This window comes from Acinetobacter sp. 24-47-47, from assembly GCF_057737035.1.
This window is the reverse complement of the sequence record NZ_CM173216.1, coordinates 1379703-1402357: the sequence shown is the minus strand read 5'-3', so window position 1 is coordinate 1402357 and position 22655 is coordinate 1379703. Positions and strand designations below refer to the sequence as shown.

Sequence of the window (22655 nt, the reverse complement as noted above, 5' to 3'; positions counted from 1 at the left end):
CCAAACTTTATTTTGCAGGCTTAAAACTATCTTTTAAATCCAAAATACGGTTAAAGACAGGTTTTTCAACAGTATGATCAAATTGATCAGCGACAAAATAACCTTCACGTTCGAATTGGAATCGATCTTCAGTTTTCGCTTGAGCTAAAGAAGGCTCAATTACCGCTTGAACAATTTTTAGAGAATCTGGATTTAAATTCGCTAAGAAATCATCGTCCGCATCAGGTGCGGCTTCAGTAAATAGACGATCATAAATACGAACTTCAGCAGGAATCCCTTTATTTGCAGATACCCAATGAATAACACCTTTGACTTTACGACCTTCTGGATTCTTACCTAAAGTATGCGGATCGATAGAGCATTTAAGTTCAACAACTTCGCCATTTTCATCCTTAATCACTTCATCACATTTAATCACATAAGCATGACGTAAACGGACTTCACCACCAGGAATTAAGCGTTTAAACCCTTTAGGCGGCTCTTCCTCAAAATCTTTACGATCAATATACAATTCAGAAGTCAGAGGAATTACACGATCACCCATATCAACATTTGGATGGCGTGCGTGTGTTAAATCCATATCCTCTGGAAGGTTGGTCAATGTCACTTTAAGAGGATTCAATACCGCCATACCACGTGCAGCAGTATTTTCTAATGATTGTCGAATGCAGAATTCAAGCATTGCAACATCGACAATACCATCAGTTTTAGATACGCCCACACGCTTACAGAAATCACGTAAGCCTTCTGGAGTAAAGCCACGACGACGCATTCCCACGACTGTAGGCATACGTGGATCATTCCAACCATTGACGTAACCACCTTCGACCAGCTTACGTAATTTACGTTTTGAGGTGATGGTGTAATCAACATTCAAACGGCTTGATTCGTACTGGCGTGGAACTGCTGGAGAATTTACCTTAGCGACAACCCAATCATAGAACGGGCGATGGTCTTGGAATTCAAGCGTACATAACGAGTGCGTAATGCCTTCAATCGCATCAGACAAAGGATGAGCATAGTCATACATTGGATAGATTTTCCACGTATCGCCTGTTTGATGATGCTCAGAATGTAAAACACGGTAAAGAATTGGATCACGCATATGTACGTTCGGTGATGCCATATCAATCTTGGCACGAAGTACTGCTTGGCCTTCTCCAAGCTCACCATTACGCATTTGTTCAAAACGTGCTAAGTTTTCTTCAACCGTTGCATCACGTTGCGGAGAATTTTTACCTGGTTCTACAAAATTTCCACGATTCAGCTTAATTTCTTCAGGAGATTGCAAATCGACATATGCATCACCTTGTTTAATTAATTGAATCGCCCATTGATACAATTGATCAAAGTAACTTGATGCGTAGCGTGGTTCACCATTCCAGTCGAAACCGAGCCATTTAACATCGTTCGCAATACCATCTACATATTCTTGTTCTTCTGCATCTGGATTTGTATCGTCAAAACGAAGATTACATAAACCAGAAAATTCTTCTGCAATACCAAAATTCAGGCAAATCGCTTTAACATGTCCAATGTGTAAATAACCATTAGGCTCTGGTGGAAAGCGCGTCACGACTTTATCTGTACGCCCTGCTGCAAGATCTTCTGTAATTACTTGACGTACAAAGTCTAAGCCCGGTTGTTGTTCTTGCTGCGCAGCATCGACTGATGGATTGTTAGTCGTCGGGGTATTTGGCAGGGATGAAACAACATCATTCGGCTTCATAGTTGATAAATCACTTCTATAAGATAAAATAGGATAATTAAAACGCTATCTTCATATTATTAACAAAGAAAATAACGTTTTTGCTTGCCTTGTAGTTTACAGTTTGCTTATGCTTCTCTCAACCACAAACCCATGGCTTTTTGTCCATGATCAGGAGATTATAGAATGAGTTTTCCTCAAGTCGAATTAAACACCAATAAAGGACGTATTGTTCTAGAGCTTAACTCTGAAAAAGCACCTAAAACTGTTGCTAACTTTTTAGAGTACGTTCGTGATGGTTTTTATGATGGCGTAATTTTCCACCGTGTAATTGACGGTTTCATGATCCAAGGCGGTGGCATGGATGAAAACTTCAAAGAAAAAGCAACTCGCGATTCTATTGAAAATGAAGCTGACAACGGTTTAAGCAATGACGAAGGTACGATTGCCATGGCACGTACTCAAGCTCCTCACTCAGCATCTGCACAATTCTTCATTAACGTAAAAAACAATGCTTTCCTTAACCATACGGGTAAAACAGCTCAAGGCTGGGGTTATGCAGTATTTGGTAAAGTTGTAGAAGGTATGGACGTTGTTAATGAAATCAAAGGCGTTCGCACTGGTAACCGTGGCTACCACGCTGACGTTCCACTAGAAAACGTTGTGATCGAATCTGCTAAAATTATCTCTGAATAAAAAACCTACCCCTTAACTTATTAAGTTTTCAAGCACTGCTTTAAAACGAATATCATGTTCAAGGGATTTTTCCCCATATAAAGTTGATGGGGATGTAGGCAAATAAGGAATATTAAGTGACCTATCTGTTTATTTCAGATTTACACCTGTCACCTGAACACCCTCGACTCGTTCGAGGGTTTTTAGATTTATTAGATCATTATCAAGACCAGCAAACCCAACTCTATATTTTAGGTGATTGGTTTAATGCATGGATTGGTGATGACTATACAGCTCCTTGGCTCGATGAAATCGTTGAACGCTTAAAAAGATTTACTGCTCAGGGAAATCAAGTTTTATTTTCTGTCGGCAATCGTGATTTTGCGCTGAATCAAATTTTTTTAAATAAATTTGGTGGCATCTTATTGTCCGAAGTCTCTAACTTAAAAATAAATGACGTCCAAATTCGTATAGAACATGGTGATTCACTGTGTACAGACGATGTCGCCTATCAACGTTTTAAAAAAATAATCAGAAATCCACTCATCATTTGGATACTGCGGAATACCCCACTTTCTTTTCGTACTCAACTTGCAAATGGATTTAGAAAAAAAAGCCACGAATCAAAAGAATTTAAATCTTATGATGTCATGGATGTAAATCAAGATGCTGTCCACGATGCATTGAAAGAAGTTGATTTACTAATTCATGGTCATACGCATCGCCCTCAAATCCATATCTCTCAAGATAAAAGAAGAATTGTTTTAGGCGACTGGCGTTTGGATCAAGCTCAAATTTTGGAAATTAATCAATCGAAATTCTCTAAGCAGTCAATCAATGATCTGACACTGAAAACATGGTCTTATTAGTTCCTCTATTTTTATAATGATCTCATCAACCTTTAAATTGAAATTTCACTCAATGTTTGAATATTAATCAGTATGTTTTGCTTTAAGTTTTTTTGCATATGATAATAACGACTCAATTCAATTCGTGAGTTTGTCATGTCTAATTTCAGCAATATTACTGTTCAACACCATGAAGATGATAAAGTGTCATTATTAATCGATGGTAAAGCAATCTCTGAACGTTATGATGTACGGCTAGATGCCACAATTATTGATGAACTCAAAAATCTTGCTGATGGCGCCGCATTGACAATCTTTGAACAATTTATATTTTCCCATCAAGATCTCAACTTTGAGCATTCATATCAATATGTGACTAACATCGTAAACCATAATAACGATTACGAATTGATCACCCACCTTGTCTACAAAATTAAGGCCGCAGACCAAGCACCGATCGAACATAATATCAGCAAGAATGGTCAACCTATGACTGAAGAAGATGTGCGCGCATTTATCAACCAACAAATTGCAATGTCATTAGAAAAATATACTGATTTAAAATATGCCTATTGATTTAAAGACAAGTCAGATTTTTCATATCATTTAGCATCAACTATAGAAAATATTTAAGTTCAGAGTCATTTAAAATTTTTAGATGAATATATTGTGAATAATCGGAGGATAATATGGATTTGTTAAACATCTCCCAATCTCGCTACACCACCAAAGCATACGATTCTTCAAAAAAGATCCCTCAAGAAAAGTTTGAAAAATTATTGGAATCTTTAAGGCTCGCACCTTCATCTATCAATATTCAACCGTGGCATTTCTTTGTCATCGAAACTGATGAAGCCAAACAGCGCATTGCTAAAGCACTGGTTGGTAAGTATGTTTATAATGCACCCAAAGTCCTTGAATCTTCACACACAATTCTGTTTTGTACGCATAAAGACATTACAGACTCTCATCTAGATCGATTATTAAATCAAGATGAAATCAGTGGTCGTTTTAAAGATGACCAAGCAAAACAAGCTCAAAAAGATACGCGCTTAGGCTATGTTGATTATTATCGCAACGAAAAAGGCGATATCCAGCGCTGGTCTGAAAATCAAACTTTTATTGCACTTGGGCAAACCTTATTTGCTGCAGGTTTAGAAGGTATCGATGCCACTCCAATTGGAGGATTCGATGAAAAAATTATCGCTGAAGAGTTAAATCTTGACGCAAAAGGCCTGATTCCATCAGTGCTATTGGCACTTGGTTATCGAAGTGAAAAAGATTTTAATGCCAAATTACCTAAATCTCGTTTGAATGCAGATCAAGTTTTCACTCGACTATAAATGTATTTGCCACAATAGTTTTCACGCTATTGTGGCTTTTCATTAAGCCGCTATTTTCTGTGAAATTTCTAAACTGATCATTGCAGCAGTTGCAGCTGACAGCGTCCAACCCAGATGCCCATGACCGGTATTATAAAAGACTCTCGGATGCTTCCCTTGTCTTACCACTGGCATCATATTCGGCATCATCGGTCTTAATCCAGCCCAAGGGACACAATGCTCAGTTGAAATATCAAAATTACGATTCACCCAATGAACCAAAGGTTGTATGCGATCCATACGGATGTCTCGGTTATAGCCATTAAATTCTGCAGTACCAGCAATTCTTAAACGATCTCGACCTAATCTCGACGTCACAATTTTTGCACTTTCATCCAATAAACTTACCCATGGTGCATGTTGTTGGCTATGTTCATCATTCAACTGAACTGTAATCGAGTACCCTTTCACTGGATAAACATTGACACGATCTCCAGCCTGTTGTGCTAAATGATAGCTTCCAACTCCACCACAAATGACCATTGCATCAGCTTGAATAAATCCATCGGGTATATCTCTACTTTTAGGATCACAAGCGCGATATTTAGCTGAAACTTGTTCTGTTGAATGATCCAGATTTAAATCTTCAACTTCTACACCGTATAAAAATTTCCCACCTTTATTCGCCACCACTTGGGCTAAATGCGTGGTGTATTTGTGTATATCTCCTGTGGCATCGTCAGGACAATAAAAACCACCGTAATATTCTCCCTTCAAACTTGGTTCAATACTGTGAATTTCTCCATTTGTAACAGCGTGACGCTCTAATCCACCTTTGCATAACAAATCATTCACTCTTATTGCGACATCATAATCCTGCTGATTATGATAAAAGTGCAAAATTCCACGCTTTTCCAAATCGAATTGAATATTTTCTTTCTGTGCAATTTCGAATAGCCGTTTTCTTGCCAATAATGCCAGCCTTACCGTTTCTTGTGTGTTGGCTTCGTAATGCTTGATATTACCCATAAATTCAATCAGCCAAGCGTATTTATGCAAATCAAAAGATGGATTGAGTAATAATGGTGCATCTTTTTGGGTCATCCACTTGATACCCTTCAGTACCGTTGCTTTCTGATTCCACACCTCTGCATTACATGCAGAGAGTTGACCTCCATTCGCAAATGAAGTCTCCATTGCTGGGTATAAGTTTTTATCCAAAATCGTGACTTGATAACCAAGTTCTAACAATTCGTAGGCAGTGGTTATTCCTGTAATGCCAGCACCAATCACCATAATATGTGACATAAAAGCTCCTTGAAAATTTTATATTTTCAATGCCCCATCTGTCACGGTACCTGAGAGCTTCGGAAATCTTCATAACATATGATTATTTCCATCCCCTTCGGTGAGTCTAAACATCATTAGACTTCTCTCCAGATGATTGAGAATAATTACAGTCCTTTTGCCTGAGAGATTCCGGGGTCGTTGCTCCTTCGGCGGATCTACAGAAGACCTCTCTCCTGCAATATTCGTTTAATTCTTATTCAGCAATTAATATGCCATAGTTAATTTTTTTATACATCTACGAAAATCAATTTTAAAAAATATTTTTATACAAATGGATCACCAAGTTTAAGACAACAGCTAAGACAGAAATTTTTAGCTTGGGAAACGTTACAAAGATCATTGTTTAGCTCAAATTTTCTCTACCATCGATAAAAATTTAGTTATTACAAAAAAATGAGGAAATAAGTTAATTATTTTAGAGTTACTCTCTCAAATAGCATAGATCAACTTCCATCTACACTTTCATCTTCTTCAGCATAAAAGTGTAATGACTGATTAGAGCAATCATTGAAGCTCAAAGTTTCAATAGATGTGAGAGTAAGCAGAATGTGAGTTGAAAATTTGCTGTCAACCCTAGATGTTTTAGCGATGAGTATGTATAGACATTACAATGCCCATACCTGCAAGCGTTGCAATGACTGCCGTACCACCATAACTCATGAGTGGCAATGGATCACCCGTTACTGGAAGTATTCCACTCACCATTCCACTGTTCAAAAACACAAAGAAAAAGAAAGTTAAACCTGCCGCACCGGCATAAAGACGTCCAAAATTATGGAAGCTGTTCATGGAAATAATCAAACAACGAATAATGATCGCAGCAAAAATAACAAATAATACGAACACACCAAAAAAGCCAAATTCCTCTGCATAAGCAGACATAATAAAGTCTGTATGATGTTCGGGGAGATAACCTAAATGAGACTGTGTTCCTTCATTAAAACCTTTACCAAATAGTCCACCAGAACCAATCGCAATTTTAGACTGAATGATATTCCACCCTGCACCTAGCGGATCTGATTCAGGATCAAATAAAGTTAAAATTCGCTTTTTTTGGTATTCCTGTAGAAAGAAATTCCATAATAATGGTGCAACCACTGCAAACCCAGCGACCACAGCCCCAATCAAACGCCAAGAAATACCACTTAAAAAAATGACAAAAATTCCGGGAATAATTAATCCAATGTTTAAGTCAGGCTGTAATGCGACTAAAACAAAAGGAATCATCATCAGAAATAATGCAAAGAGAATATGCATAAATTTGGGTGGTAAAGTCCGCAGACTGAAAAACCAAGCCATCATGAGTGGCATCGTAAATTTCATAAATTCACTGGGCTGCACACTCCCTAATCCAGGAATAGAAATCCAGCGTTTTGCGCCTAAGCGGACATCACCAATTATCAATACCAAAAGCAGAAGCACAATCGAAAATGCATACAGATAAGGACTGACAATTTGATAAACTTTTGGAGGAATTTGTGCACAAATAAACAGCAAAATAAAACCGATACCAAAACTGGTCGCCTGACGAATCACCATGCTTGAATCATGATTGGTTGCACTATAAACAACCATGAGTCCAAAAGCTGCGTTTAATATCAAAAAACCAAGTAACCATGGATCTAAATGTAATTTAGTCCAACGTGACGAATCATGTTTGATTGTTCGTCCATCTCTCAAGGCATGACGCAAAAAACGGTACTGTTGTGAAGGTATCATTGGCTGAATTGCATATTCTAAGTGGCGTTATTATAAGACAATGTTTTGGCTATTTAAGCAAAGTCCCAAACATAAAACTAAATTATTTCGAGTCAGACTGTGACTGAAGAATCAGACGAGCAAGTTCTAAATCTTCAGGATAAGTAATTTTAATATTATCAGATCGTCCAATCACCACATCTACTGGATGATGAGCATATTCAAGCGCACTCGCTTCATCCGTGATTGTGATCTTGTAAGTTAATGCATGTTCAATCGAGGTTTTTAGCAATTTAATGGTCGACAATTGTGGAGTTTGTGCTTGCCACAATGCACTTCGATCAACAGTTTTTTCAATGGCACTCGACTGATCTACTCTTTTTAAAGTATCACGTACAGGCGTTGCTAAAATTGCGCTATGCTTAGATTCGATAACATGGCGAATCAAAGATTCTAAATTACTCAAGCTCACACAAGGTCGAGCAGCATCATGCACAAACACCAGATCATTTTCATCTGCAATATTGGTTAAATAATTTAAACCATTAAGTACAGAATCAACCCTCTCCTGACCACCTAAGCAGAAATGAAGGATTTCTGATTTAGCAAATTGAAGTGTCTGAGCAAATTGGTCATGCTCTGAGATTGCCAACACATAGCCAGCAATAGGCAATTGAGCAATACGTTCTACAGTATGCTCAAGTACAGTTTTATTCTGGATAATTTGATATTGCTTTAACGCTGATTTGGAAAATCGACTACCAGAACCTGCTGCCGGAATAATAGCCCATAATTTACGGTTGTTCAGATTCAGGTTGTCTAGACTCATTGGTTCTTAAATCTACGTTAGCATTTGGGTCGATGTAAATCGGCTTGTAATTCGTACTGATTGTACTCATTTGAATAAACGTTTCATGAGGCTTAATTAAGCCAAGATCTAAACGTGCATGTTCTTCAATCGCCTCTACACCATTTTTTAGATCATATACTTCAGCAGCCAGAATACGATTACGCTCTTTTAACTCTTCATTTGTTTCAGCTTGTTGATTCATTTGCTGAAGTAGCGCCTGATGAGGGAAATATCCTCCTTCACCGAGCCAAAAGCGATATTGAAAGATGGCAATTAAAATTATTGCCACCAGCAAAATCACTTTACTTGAAGTAGTTTTAAAGACGTCTAACATTATATTTGAGGCTTAGTTAACATCATGAAATTAGAGCACTAATATACCCTAAAACAAAGAAAGGTAGTATGTGTAACTGTGTTAAATATGCAAATGTTAAACAAATTCACATTGATTGATTTCTTTTAAAAATATGTACTGTTAAATATCAAAAGTTATTGAATATTCTAGAGTCATTATATTTACACTTTTTATTTCATAGCTTAATAACAAAAAAAAACCACTCTTTACAGAGTGGTTTTTTGAAATTCAAAATAATCTAAACGATTAATTTAAACCTTTAAACTCAGCTTTACCGCGGTAAATAGCATTCGTTAATTCTTCAATACGAAGTAATTGGTTGTATTTCGCTACACGGTCAGAACGGCAAAGTGAACCAGTTTTGATTTGACCAGCACCAGTACCTACTGCAAGATCCGCAATTGTAGAATCTTCAGTTTCGCCAGAACGGTGAGAAATCACTGTAGAGTAACCATTTGCTTTAGCAAGATAGATCGCATCTAAAGTTTCAGTCAACGTACCGATTTGGTTATACTTAATCAGGATAGAGTTACCAACTTTTTCGTTGATACCACGTTGAAGGATTTTAGGATTTGTAACAAACAAATCATCACCAACCAATTGAATCTTGTCACCAAGAATCGAAGTTAGGTAAGACCAACCTTCCCAATCAGATTCATCTAAACCATCTTCAATAGAGATAATTGGATATTGGTTTACAAGACCAGCAAGGTAGTCAGAGAATTGGTTGTTTGTGAATGCTTTATTGCCTTCACCAGCAAGGATGTACTGACCATCTTTGTAGAATTCTGAAGATGCACAGTCAAGCGCAAGCATAATGTCAGAACCCGCTTTGTAGCCAGTTTTTTCAATCGCTTCAAGGATAACTGTGATTGCTTCTTCGTTTGAACGTAAGTTCGGCGCGAAACCACCTTCATCTCCAACAGCAGTATTTAAACCTTGTTTCTTTAAAACTGATTTTAAAGAATGGAAAATTTCTGCGCCTGCGCGAAGTGCTTCAGAGAATGAAGTGAAGCCAACTGGTTCAATCATGAACTCTTGGATATCAACGTTGTTGTCCGCATGTGAACCACCGTTTAAGATGTTCATCATTGGAACAGGCATTGTTAAAATGCTGTTGTTACGAAGGTCTGCGATGTATTGGAAAAGAGGAATTTTCTTTTCGTCAGCAGCAGCACGCGCAGCAGCCAAAGACACTGCCAAAGTTGCGTTCGCACCTAATTTTTCTTTGTTTTCAGTTCCGTCTAAAGCGATCATCGTATTATCGATGTCTTTTTGTTCGAATACTGATTTACCCACTAACGCGTCACGGATTAACGTGTTTACGTTGTTCACAGCAGTTTTAACACCTTTACCTAAGTAACGTGCTTTATCGCCATCACGAAGTTCTAAAGCTTCACGAGAACCAGTTGAAGCACCAGATGGTGCACATGCACGGCCAACTACGCCAGATGCTAAGATAACGTCTGCTTCGATGGTTGGGTTACCACGAGAGTCCAAAATTTCACGTGCACGAATGTCAACGATTTGGCTCATGAACAATTCCTCAGTTGATTAATAAAACGATGCGTCTAACGCTGCATCAGTGTGTATCTAATTTTTTGAAACCTTTAACCAAGGTATCCAATTCTTTAAGCTGAGCTAAGAATGGCTCAAGTTGAGACATTCGAAGAGCGCAAGGTCCATCACATTTTGCTTTTTCTGGATCAGGATGTCCTTCCAGAAAAAGACCTGCTAGACCTGTAGCCATACCCGCACGCGCTAATGTCGTAATTTGTGCGCGACGACCACCTGCTGAATCTGCACGACCACCTGGGGTTTGAAGTGCATGTGTCACATCAAAGAAGACTGGCACATTCATTTCTTTCATGATGTCGAAACCAAGCATATCGACAACTAAGTTGTTGTAACCAAATGCTGAGCCACGCTCACATAAAATCAGCTTGTCATTCCCGGCTTCCAAACATTTATGCAGGATATGACGCATTTCATGCGGTGCTAAGAATTGCGCTTTTTTGATATTGATAATGGCTTGAGTTTTTGCCATTGCCTCAACAAGATCTGTTTGACGGCTGAGGAAAGCAGGTAATTGAATGATGTCAGCCACTTCAGCCACAGGTGCTGCTTGATATGGTTCATGAACATCTGTAATGATGGGTACATTAAAATGTTTTTTAATGTCAGCTAACCACTCAATTCCTTTTTCAAGACCAGGTCCGCGGAAAGAATTTAAGCTCGAACGATTTGCTTTATCAAAGCTTGCTTTGAAAACATATGGAATATCCAAACGTTTGCAAATATCAACATAAGTTTCTGCAATTTCAAAAGCTAAATCTTTTGATTCAAGTACATTCATTCCGCCGAATAATACAAATGGCAAATGATTTGCCATTTGTATATCGCCTAAACGTACAATTTCTTGTGCTTTTAATTGTGACATTTAAACTTCCTAGTTATGTCCTAAGACATTCATTATTTCGATTTTTGATACTGTTTTTTAGCAGCATCAATAAAACCAGCAAATAATGGATGACCATCACGTGGAGAACTTGTAAATTCCGGGTGGAATTGTACAGCAATAAACCAAGGATGTTGAGGAATTTCAACAGTTTCAACTAAACGTTGGATTGGTGAATAACCAGAAATTTTCATACCTTTTTCTTCTAAAGTAGGAATATAACGATTATTCATTTCGTAACGATGGCGATGACGTTCAATAATTTCTACTGAACCATACACTTCTGCAGTTTTAGTGCCTTCAACCAATTCTGATTTTTGAGCGCCAAGACGCATTGTTCCACCAAGATCAGAATCTACAGAACGTTGTTGTACTTCACCACGTTCGTCTAACCATTCCGTAATCAAACCAATTAAAGGCGATTTAGTTGAACGGTTAAATTCAGTTGAAGTTGCATCTACAATACCAGCAACATTACGTGCGTATTCAATGACCGCAAGTTGCATACCCAAGCAAATACCAAGGAATGGAATTCCATTCTCACGTGCGAATTTAATCGCTTGCATCTTACCTTCAGTACCGCGCTCGCCAAAACCACCAGGAACTAAGATTGCGTCAGCATCTTTCAACACTTCTGCTACATCTTGGCTTTCAAGTTCTTCGGCATTGACATAATCAATTTGAACTTTAACGCGGTTTTGGATACCCGCATGTAAAAGTGCTTCGTTCACAGATTTATAAGCATCTGGAAGTTCAACATATTTACCCACCATCGCAACACGAACAGTGTACTCAGGGTTTAATAATGCTTCTACGACATTATCCCAATCTGAAAGATCGGCTTCTGGTAAATCGTTATAACCAAAACGCTCGCAAATTAAATCATCAACGTCTTGTTCATAGAACGTACGTGGAATTTCGTAAATTGTGCGTGCATCTTTACACACCACAACTGCACGAGCTTCTACGTTCGTGAACAACGCAATTTTACGCTTTGTATCAGCATCAACATCGTGTTCAGTACGACAGATCAAAATATCTGGTTGAATACCGATTGAAAGTAATTCTTTCACCGAGTGCTGAGTTGGTTTTGTTTTCAACTCTGCAGCTGACTTGATATATGGCAACAACGTTAAATGCATCAGCATTGTGCGTTTGTGACCAAGTTCAACCATTAACTGACGAACAGATTCCATGAATGGGAGAGATTCAATGTCACCTACTGTACCGCCAATCTCAACAATAGCAACGTCATAGCCTTCGCCAGCGCGAAGAACACGTTCTTTAATATTGTCTGTAATGTGTGGAATAACTTGAACTGTTCCACCAAGGTAATCACCGCGACGCTCTTTATTTAAAACGTCTTGGTACACGCGACCAGATGTAAAGTTATTAAGCTTGGTCATTTTCGCACGACGCAAGAAACGTTCGTAATAACCCAAGTCTAAGTCAGTTTCCGCACCATCCTCTGTGACAAAAACTTCACCATGTTGGAACGGGCTCATCGTCCCTGGATCGACATTAATGTATGGATCCATTTTCACCATGGTTACTTTTAATCCACGGGCTTCTAAAAGTGCAGCAACTGAAGCAGCTGAAATACCTTTACCTAGTGATGAAACAACACCACCAGTAACGAAAATAAAATGGGTCATTGGGTTTCTCGTACAATCGAGCCTAAATCGGCCTGCAATGTTGCGCAATTTTACTTTACTCTGTACCTATAAAGCAAAGTCAATCCGCATCAATTCAAAGAACAATAAACAATTGGTTATTCTATCATCATTTCCAATAAAGATTCACGCACACTTTCAGTGATTTTCATCTGTTAATTTGCTGTTATACTACGTTAGTCGATCTAGCTAGTTTGTTTTGAGCAACTATGAATAAAAAACTTTTAATCGCTGGTGCAATCTTATCTGCACTCCTCGTTACTGCATGTGTAAAAAAAGAAGCGCCTAAGGAAGAAGAACAGGAACAAACTGTTGAAACAACTGAACAGGCAGAACAAATTGAGAACATAGAGATTTCTGAACCTGAAATCGAACCTGAGCCACCAACTCAAGTTGAAATTGAGCATCAGGAGACAAACAATACGTCAGCGACTATTCGTCGTGAATACCGTGATGCTCCTGCACAAACGAATCCTGCGCCAGCACCAACTGTTGAAAATGTAGAACGCCCTACACCTTCTCCAAGTGCATCAACGGGTGGTTCTCAATCTGAAGATGATGCTGTTGCCGCTGCTATTGCTGCTGCTACCCCTGCTTTAGAAAACTAATTTTCAGATTAAAAAACCGAGTGACATGACTCGGTTTTTTATGTCAACATGAATGAAAGTCAAATTGTTATTCATTTATAAACAACAAAAATTGTCAGGCTTTCTCTAATTCTAAAAAAAATTCTGCAATTAATTTGTGTGCCCAAGATTCTGGATTTTTATTACCTTCATAGAAACAGCAATGGCTTCCTTTTTTTGTGGTCACTACTGCCATGTTCGGCATATGTTGAATCACTTCTTTATAAGGCTCTAAATTGCGGATATGGCATACTGGATCGTCTTCCGAATTTAAAATCATCAACGGCACTCTAATCTTCTCAAAGACATAGATGGGATTTGTCGCTTTACAATATGCGTCATAATTTTCAAATCCAGCGAACTGATAATATGTTTTTTCAAAATCAAATAAATCTTTAGCAACACTCAGTTGCTTTAAACTTTCTAAATTTCGCCAATGTTGCTCATACGGTTTTAAAAAATGTGCATTTAACTTTTTTGCCATCAAACGGCTATAAAAAGGATGAACATTTGAAAAACCAGTTTCCGTATTGTATCCAGGACAAAGTGCGAAAGCCGCTTGAATTGGTGTGGAGCTTTCTTCCTCACCTAAATATCGAACCAATAATCCAGTTCCTGCTGAAGACCCAACTGCATACAATTTAGAATATGGTAAGCGCTGTTGAATACGTTCGATCTGCTCTCTTAGATCTTGCGTGTTTCCAAAGAGATTAATTTTAGGAACTGAAAGTGGTAGACCTGCATGCCCTCGTCTTAAACACAATGCGATACGCCAACCAGTTACTTGATGTAAGTCTCTGACCAATTCTCTCATACTGGCTGGGCTTCCAGTAATGGTATGTAGCACTAAGATAGTTGGCGTTTGCGCAGAAAGATGCATGCCATACCAAGCAATACCCGTCGTTCCGCCATCAGACATTGTTAACTGTTCAATGAAGTCATATTCTAATTTTACGGTTTTCTTTCGAACTTTATCAAAATACACCAAGTGAGCATGCGTATTCGAGAGCCACGGCGTTGGTCTATATTTATAATGCAAACGTTTCAAGTTTGAAATCACATGGGCTAACTCACCTTGCGGATTAAAATAGATTGAAGGTATAGCTGCACCAGTAAAATGATCAAGTTGGGTTTGAGTGAATTCTTGCATCCACTTGAAACGCTGATTAAGATTCATACAGACTCCGAATCTACTTACTCCAATTCATAAGCCAAAAACATGCCTAATTTATTTAGGTAGAAATTGAGCCATACGTTGGCCCATTTGCAACGCCAAAGCTTCTAAACCACTTTTAGGCCGAATCATCACCTCAAAGTCAATAATTTGACCTTGCTCATTAAACTGGATCATATCAATCCCTTTTAATGTTTTTTTACCGACATTTGCGGAAAATTCGAGCACAACACTGAGCCCATCTGCTGTATAGAACTCACGGTGATAACGAAAATTTTCAAAGATCTCAATCACATTGGTCAAAATAAAAGTAACAACTTGTTTGCCTGGATAAGGCTTAAATGCGACGGGTGATTTAAATACGACTTCTTCAGACAAAAGCTCATTCAATAGACTTAAATCACGTGTTTCAAGCATGTGGTGCCAACGTTGAATAGATTTTTGTGTGGTTTCGAGTGTCATTTTTATGTCCTTTTTGTTGTATCAGTCCAACCTTTTAGAAGAAAAGGGAGAATACTGCGTCAAGGAGAGGTCTCATTTAATTAAGTACCCTCTCCAAATCCTCTTCTTGCACTTTCATCTATAATATAAGAGAGAAATTTTATGGCTTAAATCTTGACAGCCAATTCAGCACCTTGACGAATCGCACGTTTTGCATCTAGCTCACCCGCTTCTTTCGCCCCACCAATTAAATGAACTTTTTTACCTGCCTGCTCAAGTTGATCAAACATAGCCGTATATGACTCTTGACCTGCACAAATCACCACATGATCCACGTTTAAGACGGTAGTTTGATCATTGATTGTGATATGTAAACCTTGGTCATCAATCTTGTTATACGTTGCACCTGGAATCATTTTTACATCGCGATTTTTTAATCCAGTACGATGAATCCAACCCGTCGTTTTACCCAAGCCTGCACCAACTGAAGTGGCTTTACGTTGTAATAAGTAGATTTCACGTGATGGCTGTTCTACTTGAGCAGGTTTTAAACCTCCTACATTAGAATATGATGTATCAATTCCCCATTCATCATAAAATTTTTGAGGATTCAAGCTTCCACTTTCCCCCTCATGGGTTAGATACTCAGCAGTATCAAAACCAATACCACCAGCACCAATAATCGCAACACGCTGTCCGACTGTTTTTTTCTCTCTTAAAACTTCGATATAAGACAACACTTTTGGATGATCAATTCCTTCAATATCTAAATGTCGAGGTGTCACACCTGTAGCGACGACAATTTCATCAAACTGATCTGTATTGAGCTCTTCAAAAGTTGCAGTATGGTTAAGTTTTAATTGAATTAAAGGCTGCAACTCAATTTTTCGCTTAAAGTAACGCAATGTCTCATAAAACTCCTCCTTTCCTGGAATCGTTTTTGCAATATTAAATTGACCACCAATTTGATCGGCTGCCTCAAAAATGGTGACCTGATGACCACGGTCAGCAGCATAAGTAGCAAAACTCAATCCTGCAGGACCTGCACCAATGACAGCAATTTTTTTAGGCGTATGGGTTTCTTTAAAAATGAGTTCAGTTTCATGGCATGCACGTGGGTTAACCAAGCATGACGCAATTCTGAGTGAAAAAATATGATCCAAACACGCTTGGTTACAGCCAATACACGTGTTGATTTCGTCACTTCTACCCTGTTCAGCTTTTAGTACAAATTCTGCATCTGCAAGCATTGGGCGAGCCATAGAAATCATATCTGCATGACCTGAAGCTAACACGTGTTCAGCCATTTCAGGGGTATTGATACGATTTGAGGTAATCAATGGAATATTAACTTCACCTTTTAGCTTTTCTGTCACCCATGTAAATGCTGCTCGAGGTACTTTCGTTGCAATCGTGGGTATACGCGCTTCATGCCAACCAATCCCTGTATTAATGATAGTCGCTCCGGCTTTCTCAATTTCTTTTGCAAGATGGATGACCTCCTCAAGCGTTGAACCGCCCTCAACCAAGTCGAGCATCGAAAGTCTATAAATGATAATAAAGTTTTCACCCACCTCTGCACGGGTACGTTTTACAATTTCAATCGGCAAACGAATGCGGTTTTCATAACTCCCACCCCATTCGTCATCACGGTGATTGGTACGTGCTGCGATAAATTCATTGATGAGGTAACCTTCAGACCCCATAATCTCAACACCATCATAACCTGCATATTGAGCCAGCTTTGCACAGTTAGCAAAATCATCAATGGTTTGATGAACTTCAGCCGAGCTTAAAGCATGAGGTTTAACTGGATTAATTGGTGCCTGAATTGCTGATGGTGCAACATTTTCAGGCTGATATGAATATCGACCAGTATGCAAAATCTGCATTGCAATCTTACCGCCAGCATCATGTACTGCTTGTGTAATGATTTTATGTTTCTCAGCTTCAGCAATCGAGTCTAATTTTGACCCTCCAGCAAAAGTCACACCAGCATCGTTGGGTGAAATCCCCCCAGTCACGATAAGACCGACCTGTCCTTGAGCACGCTCAGCATAAAATGCGGCCATACGTTCATAGCCACCTTCAACCTCTTCTAAACCTACGTGCATTGAACCCATCAATACACGATTTTTTAAAGTGGTAAAACCTAAATCTAGTGGTGCAAGTAAGTTTGGATAATTTGACATTCTGACCTCATGGCTCGCGTTTGCTTGCTATTATTGTGTGTTTCATGCAACTTGTTGCATAAATATATATTCTAATTTTGCTTTTTATGCAACATGTTGCATAATAAAGTTGATTCAACATTTTACGATATATGATTTATGTCTTTAGCACATGTTTTGTTGACCAGTCTCATTGAAAAACCAAGTACAGGTATTGAACTTGCGCGTCGCTTTGACCGTTCTATGGGATTCTTTTGGAATGCAACTCACCAACAAATCTATCGTGAACTCAATGCTATGCAAAAAAAAGGTTGGATTTCGACTATTGATGAAGGTGATCCCAACTCGAGAAAGAAAAAATATAAAGTTGATGCTCTAGGTCGAACTGAACTTGCCAATTGGATGGTACAGCATAGTGAGCCTGCCCAACTCAGAGAAGAATTGATGGTGCGTTTAAGAGCTGAAGCACAACTAGGTGGTAATAATGTGTTGACAGAATTGGAATCTCATTTAGAGATTCATAAAAATAAGTTAAAAATATATCAAGCGATTTACGATAAAGATTTTGCTAAGAAAGATAATGATGACCGTACACTCTATATTCATAAAATGATTCTTCAATTAGGCATTGAATTAGAGCAAGGTTGGATCAGTTGGTTAGAACGTGTAATTCCACAATTGAAAATAATGAATACAAAATAAAGGATATATCTATGCCATTTTTTACTATGCAAGATAACGAAAAATTATATGTTCGTGAAATTGGTCAAGGTGAACCTGTTTTGGTGCTATCTGGTTTAGGAATGCAAAGTTGGCAATGGATTCCTTTTTTTGCATTTAATTTAAAGAAATATAAATTTATTATTCCTGACTGGCGTGGTTTTGGTGGGTCTAAGCATTGTAAAATTCCAGATGCTGATGCTATTTCAAGTCACTGGAACGATATTCAGGCATTGATCAGTCAACGCCCTAGACAACAATATAAAGTGATTGCTTATTCTATGGGGGCAACTACTGCCATGCATGGTATGCAATATGGTCAATTTGCTGATCAAATCCAAGCATACTTGCATATTGATCAAACCCCTAAAATACCTTCTGATGAAACTTGGAGTTTCGGGCTATTGGGCGATCGCTATCCAGAGTTCAAAAAGCTACTCATCGAACTTTCTTCTTTTTTACATCAACATGAAAATTATCAAAACCTGAGTGAATTACCTACTCACTTAAGCCGCGAATTAGTCGAGCTTTGGGTTAAATTTTTATCTTTACAAGATAATCATCAATTGAGCGCTAAAATTTTTAAAACAACACTCAATCAACCGAAAATTCAAAAGTTAATCCTCCCTATGCAACGTCTCGACTATATGCGTTGGTACATTGACAACTATCTAAACCATAAAGAAGATTACAGAGCCGCGATCTCAAAGTTAGAATGTCCAGCAACTTTTTTTATCGGCGCTAAATCCGCACTCTATCCAGCGCAAGGGCAAAAGCTCATTGCTGAATCGGTTAAAAATCATCGTATCGTACTGTTTGAGCGCTCAGGGCATACGCCTTTGATCAATGAACCCATTAAATTCGCACAAGAAATTTCTAAATTTCTGAATCAAACTATATAAGCTCTAATGAATATTTGAATATTAAGTTGATCCAGACGTCATACGTGGGCATAAAATCAATAGGATGGAGATTGGATGAATCAGTCTAAAAAAAAGCTTGTGATTTTTTCGGGTGCTGGTATGAGTGCTGAAAGTGGTATCAATACATTTCGAGATAGCGATGGACTTTGGGAAAACCATCGCATAGAGGACGTCGCAACGCCTGAAGCTTGGCGTAACAATCCTGTTTTAGTACAGCGCTTTTACAATGAACGGCGAAAAAAAATTTTAGCATCTGAACCTAATGCAGCACATTTGGCGATTGCAGCACTTGAGCAACATTATGATGTCCATGTGATCACGCAGAATATTGATGACTTACATGAACGCGCTGGTAGTAAAAAAGTACTGCATCTTCATGGAAATATAAGACTAGCCAAAACCTCGGGGCCAGATGCTCAATTCACAGACAAATTTTACACAATTGAAGGAATTGAACTGGATATTTCTCGTGACTTCTGTGACGCTGGATATCCGCTTCGTCCACATGTCGTATGGTTTGGTGAATCCGTTCCCGCTTTTGAAGAAGCAGAAGTGATTTGCCAGCAAGCTGAAATCTTTGTTGTGATTGGAACAAGCTTAGCTGTTTATCCTGTTGCAGGCTTAGTACACAGTATTTCACCAAGCTGTGATGCGTATTATATCGACCCTAAAGCCGATCTCGGCCGTGTGCCACAATACTATACATGTATCTCAAAATCAGCAACCGAAGGAATGCAAGATTTGGCCAAACTTCTTTCTTCAGTTCAGCCAAATTGAGGCATGGGCTTATTTGAGTTTATCAAAATAAGGTTTTAACCATCGATATAACAAGAAGCCAAGTAAGACAATCAAATACAAAGGCCAAATCATTAATAAAAACACCAAAAGATCGAGCACAAATTGCCAGCCATATTTGATGCTATTCCAAACACGCTGAGTAAAGTGATCACCATTTAATCGCGCCACTGTATCAATATCAATATCAACCCTTTCTCGGACCAGTGTTGGTTGATTCAGTTGTAAACTGATCGTACTGAATTTAACACGGTCTTGAACTTCGAGTTGAGTGAGCCGTGTGATTTCATTCAAATGAGCTGGTCGTGCTTGACTTGAAATAGTCTGTGCTTGATTCATTTTTTCTTGAAGAAGCTTCAATTCAAAACGTTGTGCACTATAGCGTTGCTGATTCAGAAAAAACATTAAAGGTAAAAGTTGATTAACAACATGTGGGGCACGCTCACTCGGTACACGTAGCACCATAAAAGATATAGGTTCAACTTTTTCAAATACTTTTACTTTACCTTCTGAAATATTCTGACGTTTAAGATCAACCACATTGAAATCAATATCTTTTCTTTCAATAAATCCGCCTGCTTGAAGGGTTATTTTTTCAATCTCTAAACTGCTTTTCACCACATCTTTAACGGTAAAGTTAACTTGCGCCTCTCGAACCATACGACGAGTAAGATCAACCGAATTAACCTCTTGATTTAATATGACCTCAGGTTTTTACTCCTGGACGGGCAAAGTATTTGGTTCAGCCGCTTCTTGCATATCAACTTACGTATCAGCAGTGTTTTCTTGAACTGCTTCAGCAGAGTGTTCCTCTATTTTTTTTTGAACAGGATACCAGCAACATCGAACACAGCAGCGTGCTTATTACTATTCTTTTCATTCACTTTCTCTAAATTATAATGTTTGTATTGATGGCTCAAAATTTTAATTATTATAAACATTCAATTAAGAAATTATACTTAAAAGTTTCAATGAAAATGGCATACCTCATTGAATGAAATATGCCATCAATTCATATTCAATTGATTTTCAGATTCTATCTACTCTATTAGCTTACTTTGTCCATGTTCATATCATCGACAACATTACCCGCGATCTCAGACACTAAATTTTCAAAAGAGAAAATTTGATTTAACTGCTCTTGCGTCAAAAGATTCTGCTCAATGACAACTTGCTGAATGGTTTTATTTTCTGCAAGACAAACCTTCCCAATTTCATCACATTTGGCATGACCTAGAATCGGATCTAATAATGTGACGATACCAACACTTCGCATCACTGCATCGTAACAAGTCTGTTCATTTGCAGTAATACCTTGGATACATTTGTTTTCTAGTGTTTGCATTGCTTGAATTAATAAATTGGTTGATTCATTCATGGTCAGTGCAATTACAGGTTCCATGACATTTAATTGTAATTGCCCCGCTTCAGCTGCCATGGTCACTGTCAAATCATTACCAATGACTTTAAAAGCAATTTGGTTCACTACTTCAGGAATAACTGGATTGATTTTCGCAGGCATAATGGATGAGCCGGCTTGTAATTCAGGTAATCTAATTTCAGCTAATCCCGTACGAGGCCCTGAACTTAATAAGCGCAGGTCATTACAAATTTTTGAGAGCTTGACGGCTAAACGCTTTAAAGTGCTTGATAGAATAATAAATACGCCACAGTCACTGGTGGCTTCAACATAGTCTTCAGCACCTTGTAATTTCAATCCAGTAATTTGAGAAAGCGTTTGAACCACTTCTAGTGCATATCCATGAGGTGTGTTCACACCCGTTCCAATCGCAGTCGCACCCAAATTTATTTCTAGCAGTAAATGACGCATCTTTTGGATGAGGCGATAGTCTTCTTTTAATAGCGTCGCAAATGCACGAAACTCTTGTCCGAGTGTCATGGGTACAGCATCTTGGAGTTGAGTTCGCCCCATTTTAATTACGTGTTGAAATTCAGATGCTTTGATCTCAATAGCAGCGATTAATGAGCGAACTTGAGACAATAAATCTTCTAAACTGTAATATGTTGCTAATCTCAATGCAGTTGGATAAACATCATTGGTCGATTGCGATTTATTCACATGGTCGTTTGGATGAATTACATCATATTGACCTTTAGGCAAGCCGAGATACTCGAGTGCAAGGTTAGCCACCACTTCATTACTATTCATATTAATAGAAGTTCCAGCCCCACCCTGATAAATATCAATTGGAAATGATGATTTCCAACTTTCAGGCTGCTCAATCAGTTGATCACAAGCCCATTGAATCGCTTGGCTGACATCTTGACTCAATTTGGAAAATTTTAAATTTGTCTGTGCTGATGCTTTTTTTACCTGTGCCAATGCACGAATAAAATGTATGTTTTCACCTATTTGTTGATGCGAAATCTGAAAATTCTCCATCGCACGCAGGGTATGAATCCCATAGTAACGATCGAAAGGAACCGCTTTTTCACCGAGCAGATCATGCTCTATTCTTGTTTTATCAAATTGAACCGTAGACACTTTTATTACTCAACAATAATGCACCATTATCGTGCAATATCGATGATAGGCTTCATGCTTATTTTCACTATTGATTTAATACTTCTTTATGCAATAAAAAATTACAACTTCGCTGTTTAAGTGACAAATGTAACTTTATGTTAAAAATAATCATTTATAGAATTGTTTTAACCCTCAAAGTAAACTTTTTTGAAAAAATAGTCTTTGTAACCAAAATTACATTCAGTTTCACTAAACAACTATAAATCTCACTCAAATGTAACAGAGCGTAATTTTCAAAACGTGCTTGAATCAGCTCCTCGAATAATTCGATTAAAAATTCATCTCGGAAAGATGGTCATTTAGGACAGACAAAGGATGGC

21 protein-coding genes and 1 riboswitch are annotated in these 22655 nt (G+C 38.2%); of the genes, 8 read left to right on the top strand and 13 right to left on the bottom strand.

Features of this window, described 5'->3' with window-relative positions:
• Nucleotides 1-7: 7 nt before the first annotated feature.
• A complete protein-coding gene (locus AC1M9E_RS06495; protein WP_481607418.1) occupies nucleotides 8-1729 on the bottom strand; it encodes a glutamine--tRNA ligase/YqeY domain fusion protein in 1722 nt (573 codons plus the stop codon).
• A 165-nt stretch (nucleotides 1730-1894) separates the two neighbouring features.
• On the opposite strand from AC1M9E_RS06495, the gene AC1M9E_RS06490 reads away from it, so the two are divergent.
• The 4 genes from AC1M9E_RS06490 (at nucleotide 1895) to nfsB (ending at nucleotide 4574) form a co-directional block, all read left to right on the top strand.
• Nucleotides 1895-2404: a peptidylprolyl isomerase gene (locus tag AC1M9E_RS06490; RefSeq protein WP_035263711.1), complete on the top strand. Its 510-nt coding sequence runs from the start codon at nucleotides 1895-1897 to the stop codon at nucleotides 2402-2404.
• A 116-nt stretch (nucleotides 2405-2520) separates the two neighbouring features.
• Nucleotides 2521-3252: a UDP-2,3-diacylglucosamine diphosphatase gene (locus tag AC1M9E_RS06485; RefSeq protein ID WP_035263713.1), complete on the top strand. Its 732-nt coding sequence runs from the start codon at nucleotides 2521-2523 to the stop codon at nucleotides 3250-3252.
• Between the two features lie 135 nt (nucleotides 3253-3387).
• Complete coding sequence (locus AC1M9E_RS06480) at nucleotides 3388-3807, top strand: hypothetical protein (RefSeq protein ID WP_035263715.1); 420 nt, start codon at nucleotides 3388-3390, stop codon at nucleotides 3805-3807.
• Between the two features lie 113 nt (nucleotides 3808-3920).
• Nucleotides 3921-4574 carry an oxygen-insensitive NAD(P)H nitroreductase gene (gene nfsB / locus AC1M9E_RS06475; RefSeq protein WP_035263717.1) on the top strand — a complete coding sequence of 218 codons (654 nt, stop codon included), beginning with the start codon at nucleotides 3921-3923 and terminating at the stop codon, nucleotides 4572-4574.
• Between the two features lie 42 nt (nucleotides 4575-4616).
• Here the strand turns inward: nfsB and AC1M9E_RS06470 are convergent, their stop codons facing one another.
• The 7 genes from AC1M9E_RS06470 to pyrG all read right to left on the bottom strand — a co-directional run bounded on the left by AC1M9E_RS06470 (nucleotide 4617) and on the right by pyrG (nucleotide 12919).
• Nucleotides 4617-5861 carry a D-amino acid dehydrogenase gene (locus AC1M9E_RS06470; protein WP_481607419.1) on the bottom strand — a complete coding sequence of 415 codons (1245 nt, stop codon included), beginning with the start codon at nucleotides 5859-5861 and terminating at the stop codon, nucleotides 4617-4619.
• 139 nt (nucleotides 5862-6000) lie between these two features.
• Nucleotides 6001-6089: riboswitch (glycine riboswitch) on the bottom strand.
• A gap of 396 nt (nucleotides 6090-6485) precedes the next feature.
• Nucleotides 6486-7622: a rod shape-determining protein RodA gene (gene rodA, locus AC1M9E_RS06465; RefSeq protein ID WP_481607420.1), complete on the bottom strand. Its 1137-nt coding sequence runs from the start codon at nucleotides 7620-7622 to the stop codon at nucleotides 6486-6488.
• An 82-nt stretch (nucleotides 7623-7704) separates the two neighbouring features.
• Nucleotides 7705-8430 carry a 2-C-methyl-D-erythritol 4-phosphate cytidylyltransferase gene (gene ispD / locus AC1M9E_RS06460; protein WP_481607421.1) on the bottom strand — a complete coding sequence of 242 codons (726 nt, stop codon included), beginning with the start codon at nucleotides 8428-8430 and terminating at the stop codon, nucleotides 7705-7707.
• The gene (gene ftsB / locus AC1M9E_RS06455; RefSeq protein ID WP_035263725.1) at nucleotides 8396-8785 is read right to left on the bottom strand and encodes a cell division protein FtsB; all 390 of its coding nucleotides are present in this window, start codon (nucleotides 8783-8785) and stop codon (nucleotides 8396-8398) included. The genes ispD and ftsB overlap by 35 nt, the downstream gene beginning before the upstream one ends.
• Before the next feature lie 267 nt (nucleotides 8786-9052).
• A complete protein-coding gene (gene eno / locus AC1M9E_RS06450) occupies nucleotides 9053-10342 on the bottom strand; it encodes a phosphopyruvate hydratase (RefSeq protein WP_180027787.1) in 1290 nt (429 codons plus the stop codon).
• 46 nt (nucleotides 10343-10388) lie between these two features.
• Nucleotides 10389-11246 (bottom strand): 3-deoxy-8-phosphooctulonate synthase, encoded by an 858-nt coding sequence (gene kdsA / locus AC1M9E_RS06445; RefSeq protein ID WP_035263729.1) that lies wholly within the window; start codon nucleotides 11244-11246, stop codon nucleotides 10389-10391.
• Nucleotides 11247-11278: 32 nt separating this feature from the next.
• Nucleotides 11279-12919 (bottom strand): CTP synthase, encoded by a 1641-nt coding sequence (gene pyrG, locus AC1M9E_RS06440; protein WP_035263731.1) that lies wholly within the window; start codon nucleotides 12917-12919, stop codon nucleotides 11279-11281.
• A gap of 227 nt (nucleotides 12920-13146) precedes the next feature.
• On the opposite strand from pyrG, the gene AC1M9E_RS06435 reads away from it, so the two are divergent.
• The gene (locus AC1M9E_RS06435; protein WP_481607422.1) at nucleotides 13147-13545 is read left to right on the top strand and encodes an internalin; all 399 of its coding nucleotides are present in this window, start codon (nucleotides 13147-13149) and stop codon (nucleotides 13543-13545) included.
• A 94-nt stretch (nucleotides 13546-13639) separates the two neighbouring features.
• On the opposite strand, the gene AC1M9E_RS06430 is transcribed toward AC1M9E_RS06435, so the two are convergent.
• The 3 genes from AC1M9E_RS06430 to AC1M9E_RS06420 form a co-directional block, all read right to left on the bottom strand.
• Nucleotides 13640-14740: a YheT family hydrolase gene (locus AC1M9E_RS06430; RefSeq protein WP_481607423.1), complete on the bottom strand. Its 1101-nt coding sequence runs from the start codon at nucleotides 14738-14740 to the stop codon at nucleotides 13640-13642.
• A 51-nt stretch (nucleotides 14741-14791) separates the two neighbouring features.
• The gene (locus AC1M9E_RS06425) at nucleotides 14792-15199 is read right to left on the bottom strand and encodes a nuclear transport factor 2 family protein (RefSeq protein WP_481607424.1); all 408 of its coding nucleotides are present in this window, start codon (nucleotides 15197-15199) and stop codon (nucleotides 14792-14794) included.
• A 146-nt stretch (nucleotides 15200-15345) separates the two neighbouring features.
• Complete coding sequence (locus tag AC1M9E_RS06420; RefSeq protein ID WP_481607425.1) at nucleotides 15346-17370, bottom strand: 2,4-dienoyl-CoA reductase FMN-binding domain-containing protein; 2025 nt, start codon at nucleotides 17368-17370, stop codon at nucleotides 15346-15348.
• 138 nt (nucleotides 17371-17508) lie between these two features.
• Between AC1M9E_RS06420 and AC1M9E_RS06415 the strand changes: the two genes are divergently transcribed.
• The 3 genes from AC1M9E_RS06415 (at nucleotide 17509) to AC1M9E_RS06405 (ending at nucleotide 19769) form a co-directional block, all read left to right on the top strand.
• Complete coding sequence (locus tag AC1M9E_RS06415; RefSeq protein WP_481607426.1) at nucleotides 17509-18051, top strand: PadR family transcriptional regulator; 543 nt, start codon at nucleotides 17509-17511, stop codon at nucleotides 18049-18051.
• 11 nt (nucleotides 18052-18062) lie between these two features.
• Complete coding sequence (locus tag AC1M9E_RS06410; protein WP_481607427.1) at nucleotides 18063-18971, top strand: alpha/beta fold hydrolase; 909 nt, start codon at nucleotides 18063-18065, stop codon at nucleotides 18969-18971.
• A gap of 75 nt (nucleotides 18972-19046) precedes the next feature.
• Complete coding sequence (locus AC1M9E_RS06405; protein ID WP_481613880.1) at nucleotides 19047-19769, top strand: SIR2 family NAD-dependent protein deacylase; 723 nt, start codon at nucleotides 19047-19049, stop codon at nucleotides 19767-19769.
• Nucleotides 19770-19778: 9 nt separating this feature from the next.
• Here AC1M9E_RS06405 and AC1M9E_RS06400 read toward each other — a convergent pair whose 3' ends face one another.
• Together AC1M9E_RS06400 and AC1M9E_RS06395 are read right to left on the bottom strand one after the other, a co-directional pair.
• Nucleotides 19779-20447: a DUF4349 domain-containing protein gene (locus AC1M9E_RS06400; protein ID WP_481607429.1), complete on the bottom strand. Its 669-nt coding sequence runs from the start codon at nucleotides 20445-20447 to the stop codon at nucleotides 19779-19781.
• A gap of 388 nt (nucleotides 20448-20835) precedes the next feature.
• Nucleotides 20836-22293 carry an aspartate ammonia-lyase gene (locus AC1M9E_RS06395; protein WP_481607430.1) on the bottom strand — a complete coding sequence of 486 codons (1458 nt, stop codon included), beginning with the start codon at nucleotides 22291-22293 and terminating at the stop codon, nucleotides 20836-20838.
• Nucleotides 22294-22655 lie beyond the last annotated feature (362 nt).

What these genes read in the sequence shown, in the direction of transcription:
- AC1M9E_RS06495 (WP_481607418.1), bottom strand. Translation starts at nt 1,729, where the DNA reads ATGAAGCCGAATGATGTTGTTTCATCCCTGCCAAATACCCCGACGACT.
- AC1M9E_RS06490 (WP_035263711.1), top strand. Translation starts at nt 1,895, where the DNA reads ATGAGTTTTCCTCAAGTCGAATTAAACACCAATAAAGGACGTATTGTT.
- AC1M9E_RS06480 (WP_035263715.1), top strand. Translation starts at nt 3,388, where the DNA reads ATGTCTAATTTCAGCAATATTACTGTTCAACACCATGAAGATGATAAA.
- nfsB (WP_035263717.1), top strand. Translation starts at nt 3,921, where the DNA reads ATGGATTTGTTAAACATCTCCCAATCTCGCTACACCACCAAAGCATAC.
- AC1M9E_RS06470 (WP_481607419.1), bottom strand. Translation starts at nt 5,861, where the DNA reads ATGTCACATATTATGGTGATTGGTGCTGGCATTACAGGAATAACCACT.
- rodA (WP_481607420.1), bottom strand. Translation starts at nt 7,622, where the DNA reads ATGATACCTTCACAACAGTACCGTTTTTTGCGTCATGCCTTGAGAGAT.
- ispD (WP_481607421.1), bottom strand. Translation starts at nt 8,430, where the DNA reads ATGAGTCTAGACAACCTGAATCTGAACAACCGTAAATTATGGGCTATT.
- ftsB (WP_035263725.1), bottom strand. Translation starts at nt 8,785, where the DNA reads ATGTTAGACGTCTTTAAAACTACTTCAAGTAAAGTGATTTTGCTGGTG.
- eno (WP_180027787.1), bottom strand. Translation starts at nt 10,342, where the DNA reads ATGAGCCAAATCGTTGACATTCGTGCACGTGAAATTTTGGACTCTCGT.
- kdsA (WP_035263729.1), bottom strand. Translation starts at nt 11,246, where the DNA reads ATGTCACAATTAAAAGCACAAGAAATTGTACGTTTAGGCGATATACAA.
- pyrG (WP_035263731.1), bottom strand. Translation starts at nt 12,919, where the DNA reads ATGACCCATTTTATTTTCGTTACTGGTGGTGTTGTTTCATCACTAGGT.
- AC1M9E_RS06435 (WP_481607422.1), top strand. Translation starts at nt 13,147, where the DNA reads ATGAATAAAAAACTTTTAATCGCTGGTGCAATCTTATCTGCACTCCTC.
- AC1M9E_RS06430 (WP_481607423.1), bottom strand. Translation starts at nt 14,740, where the DNA reads ATGAATCTTAATCAGCGTTTCAAGTGGATGCAAGAATTCACTCAAACC.
- AC1M9E_RS06425 (WP_481607424.1), bottom strand. Translation starts at nt 15,199, where the DNA reads ATGACACTCGAAACCACACAAAAATCTATTCAACGTTGGCACCACATG.
- AC1M9E_RS06420 (WP_481607425.1), bottom strand. Translation starts at nt 17,370, where the DNA reads ATGTCAAATTATCCAAACTTACTTGCACCACTAGATTTAGGTTTTACC.
- AC1M9E_RS06415 (WP_481607426.1), top strand. Translation starts at nt 17,509, where the DNA reads ATGTCTTTAGCACATGTTTTGTTGACCAGTCTCATTGAAAAACCAAGT.
- AC1M9E_RS06410 (WP_481607427.1), top strand. Translation starts at nt 18,063, where the DNA reads ATGCCATTTTTTACTATGCAAGATAACGAAAAATTATATGTTCGTGAA.
- AC1M9E_RS06405 (WP_481613880.1), top strand. Translation starts at nt 19,047, where the DNA reads ATGAATCAGTCTAAAAAAAAGCTTGTGATTTTTTCGGGTGCTGGTATG.
- AC1M9E_RS06400 (WP_481607429.1), bottom strand. Translation starts at nt 20,447, where the DNA reads ATGGTTCGAGAGGCGCAAGTTAACTTTACCGTTAAAGATGTGGTGAAA.